The organism is Okeania hirsuta, from assembly GCF_003838195.1.
GTDB classification, from domain to species: domain Bacteria; phylum Cyanobacteriota; class Cyanobacteriia; order Cyanobacteriales; family Microcoleaceae; genus Okeania; species Okeania hirsuta.
The window spans coordinates 1-2628 of record NZ_RCBY01000474.1 but is presented as its reverse complement, the minus strand read 5'-3'; the positions used below and the strand labels follow the sequence as shown (position 1 = coordinate 2628).

The 2628-nt window shown below is 34.4% G+C and carries 1 protein-coding gene; it reads left to right on the top strand.

The window, feature by feature from the left end; translation table 11 throughout:
* Positions 1-647: 647 nt before the first annotated feature.
* A complete protein-coding gene (locus tag D5R40_RS31950; protein ID WP_124155809.1) occupies positions 648-2342 on the top strand; it encodes a CocE/NonD family hydrolase in 1695 nt (564 codons plus the stop codon).
* The last annotated feature ends 286 nt before the right edge of the window (positions 2343-2628 follow it).

Here is a 2628-nt window from a genome sequence, read left to right as displayed (position 1 = left end):
CGCTCCCCCAAGTAATTTTGAACACCGTGTAGACGGTGGGGTATTAAACCCACAAAGAAAATGATAAAAATTGATATTATATCTGCTTAATTAGCACTCAAAAATATTTTGATTTCTATCCTCCGTTATATCAATTGTGTGTGAAGCTACACAGAATTATGAAATTTATTACTTGTCTGTCTTGATCTACAGTCAACTTTACAGAATAAAAGATAAAAAATAATAAAAATATTTTTTTCAATTCTCTTATTTTTCAATAGAAGTAGTTATTATACCAAATTCGATTACTATAGACCACAATTTATGATTGAGAAAAGCTTGATATATATGAATTATAGTTAATTTATTTTTGGTAAGTGCTAAACCGGATTTGGTATTAATTGTTAATTACTAAGAAAATTAAAATCTAGATGGTGCGTTACATTTCATTAACGCACCCTACTGGACCGACACACCTAAAGTAGTGCATTAGCTTTTTTCATCATCACCCCATCACCCCATCTCCCCATCACCCCATCCCCCCATTTTCTAATGCACCATTTAAGCTGTGTCAGTGCACTACTAGACAATAAATTAAGCATCAATACTTGATGGAGCTACCTCCTAATTCCTGTAAAATCATACATTTATTCAGCCTCAATATTAAAATGAAAGTTTTACCCAAAGAAACAGCTTCAATATTTACCAGAGATGAAGTACGTTTAGACGCTGATATTTATCGCCCTGATGCAGAAGGTGAATTTCCAGTACTATTAATGCGACAACCTTATGGCAGAGCGATCGCTTCTACAGTAGTCTACGCTCATCCAAAATGGTATGCTTCCCATGGTTATATTGTGATTATTCAAGATGTACGAGGTAGAGGTACATCTGAAGGAGAATTTCAACTATTTGCCCATGAAATTGAAGATGGAATTGATACTATTAATTGGGCAGCAAATTTACCAGGTAGCACTGGCAAAATAGGGATGTATGGATTCTCTTATCAAGGCATGACTCAACTATATGCTGCTAGTGCTAAACCTCCCGCTTTAAAAACAATTTGTCCTGCTATGATTGCCGATAATTTATATTCAGAATGGGCTTACGAAGGAGGAGCATTTTGTTTACAAACAAACTTAGGTTGGGCAATTCAACTAGCAACAGAAACTGCTCGTTTACAAGAAGATGAACAAGCTTATCAAGAACTTTATCAAGCTGCTAAAAAATTTTCTTTTTCTACTCCAATTCCTGCTTTATCGGAAGTAATGAATAAGTATGGGCTAGATTCTTTTTACCATCAATGGTTAGAAAATTATAAACCTGGTGAATATTGGCAAAATCTATCACCAAATTTAGAAAACATAGACCTACCAATGTTACATATTGGTGGTTGGTTTGATACCTATTTACGAGGCACAATTAATTTATATAAAAAAATATTTTGTCGTAGTAAATTCTTGCAAAAATTAATAGTAGGTCCTTGGTCTCATATTCCTTGGGGAAGAAAACTAGGAGCTATAAATTATGGTTTAGCAGCTTCTAACCCCATAGATGATATACAAATATTATGGTTCGACCAATTTCTCAAAGGAATAAATACAGGAATATTAGAGCGATCGCCTGTTTCTTTATTTGAGATGGGAAGTAACGAATGGCGTAATTTTAATTCCTGGCCGAGTAATAATTATCAGTTTTATTATTTAGCTAGTACAGGACTTGCAAATATGAGAGAAGACTCAGGAACACTCAACGATAATTATCCTGACATTTCTACTGATGATATATTCGTACATGACCCTTGGCGACCCGTTCCAGCATTAGGTGGTCATGCCACATTTCCAGCAGGTTCTTTTGAACGTTCAGAATTAGATTGTCGTACCGATATTTTGACTTATACTTCTGAATTTTTAACAGAAGATTTACACATATCTGGAGATGTTTATGTAGAAGTTTATTGTACAGCAGATACCAGTAGTTTTGACATTTCGGCTGTGTTATCTGAAGTTAAACCAAACGGCAATGTTTATAATTTTACCCAAGGTTATATCAAGGTTGTTTCTAAGGATTTACCAGTGAAAATATATTTACAGCCAACTTGTATAAAAATTGAGAAAGGTAATGCTATTCGACTGAGTTTAAGTGCAGCTTGTTTTCCTGCGTATTTAATTAATCCTGGCATAGATAAACCACCAAAAGAAGTACGATTAATTGAGGCAAAAATTATTACTATAACTGTTAGCTCAGGAGAAAATAATCCCTCACTAATTTCTTTATCTATAGCAGGGAACAGGGAACAGGGAACAGGGAACAGGAGGGAAAACATTCCTCTGTCTGAGGTTCATCATCAGCATAAGTCCTAGTTGAAAACCCTCAATAACTTAGCATAAAAGACAGAGGGAATAGAGATAATACCAAATTAAAAAAAGGTAGTTACATCTTAGTTGATGATTTCTTCCTACAATAAAAAAATATAAATTCCATAAATTCTAGCAATTCAACCTTTTTTCCTCTTTAATATTTCTGTTTTTCTTTCCCTATTCCCTATTCCCTATTCTCTGTGCCATGACTGTAGCAATATTTTATGAAATTGGTTTGAAGAAGGAGACAGGAGACAGGAGACAGGAGACAGGAGGAAAATTACATGGG

Coding starts and splice junctions, on each gene's coding strand:
- D5R40_RS31950 (WP_124155809.1), top strand. CDS start 648: ATGAAAGTTTTACCCAAAGAAACAGCTTCAATATTTACCAGAGATGAA.